At 34.3% G+C, this 1,389-nt stretch carries 1 protein-coding gene; it reads left to right on the plus strand.

The annotated features are described in order from the left end of the window. A protein-coding gene (locus tag T1L09_RS00010; protein ID WP_422718366.1) for an IS3 family transposase occupies positions 1-1,343 on the plus strand; the annotation gives its coding sequence in 2 pieces (ribosomal slippage) (positions 1-274 and positions 274-1,343; 1,344 coding nt annotated over the 2 pieces). This gene is flagged as partial in the annotation. Positions 1,344-1,389: the final 46 nt, after the last annotated feature.

The raw sequence follows: 1,389 nt of genomic DNA on the forward strand, positions 1-1,389 counted from the left end.
GAGATTCGTAGAAATACACGAAGAATCTTTAGTTCCGAACAGAAAATCCAAATTGTCATGGAAGCTTTACGAGCAGAAATGTCAGTTGCAGAATTGTGTAGAAAGTATTCCATTAATGAATCTCAGTTTTACAAATGGAACAAAGAGTTTTTAGAAGCTGGTAAAAAGCGTTTAGCAGGTGATACCACAAGAGAAGCTACCAGTGATGAAGTAGTAGAACTCAAGAAAGAAAATCAGGCTTTAAAAGTCATGATTGCCGATTTAGTTTTACGCTACGATATTGTAAAAAAAAGCTTGGACATGCTGGATTAACTGAAAAGTTTAAGAAATATATGCGACTTACAGTATCCGAAAAACAAGAAATCATTCACATGGTAACGCGTTCAGAAATTGGCGTAAATCGAACACTTCGGGAGATTGGAATCAATAAAAGTACGTTTTACAATTGGTATCATGCTTACAGCGAAAATGGTGTTGAAGGATTGCTTCCAACCAAAAGAGCATCAAACAGACAATGGAACAGCATTCCACAAGAGCAGAAGAATTTGGTTGTGAAATTAGCATTAGATCATCCCGATTTATCTTCACGCGAATTAGCCTTTAAAATGACCGATGAACAGCAAATATTCCTATCAGAATCAAGCGTTTATCGAATTTTAAAAGCAAGAGGATTAATCACAGCTCCAGCTCATATTTTTCTAAGTGCAGGCAATGAATTTACAGACAAAACAGGCTTCGTACATCAAATGTGGCAAACTGATTTTACTTATTTTAAAATCTTGGGTTGGGGTTGGTATTACTTGAGTACGGTTTTGGACGATTACAGCCGATACATTGTACACTGGGAACTTTGCTCGAACATGAAAGCAGATGATGTAAAAAGAACCGTTGATACCGCCATTAAAAAAGCAAAATTGATAACCAAGCAAAAGCCAAAACTCTTGTCTGACAATGGTTCATGTTACATTGCAAGCGAATTAAAATCATATTTAAAAGACAATTATCAAATGCAACAAGTGCATGGCAGACCCAATCATCCGCAAACACAAGGAAAAATTGAACGCTATCACAGAACCATGAAAAATGTTGTGAAACTTGATAATTACTTCGCTCCAGAAGAATTAGAAGCTGCTTTAGAAAAATTTGTATATGGGTATAACAATGAACGCTATCATGAATCATTAAACAACTTAACTCCTGCAGATGTCTATTTTGGGAGAGGTGAATTGATTTTAAAAGAAAGAGAAAAACTAAAGAAAATTACAATTTTAAACCGAAGAAATGAGTACCAAAAATCAAAATTAACAACAAATCAAAAAAATCTTTTATCTTTGAATTATTAACTAAATACTCTCTTAGCAAAAGTCCAATTTAGTTTGAAGACGTACA

The organism is Flavobacterium psychraquaticum (genome assembly GCF_034497725.1).
GTDB lineage: Bacteria > Bacteroidota > Bacteroidia > Flavobacteriales > Flavobacteriaceae > Flavobacterium > Flavobacterium psychraquaticum.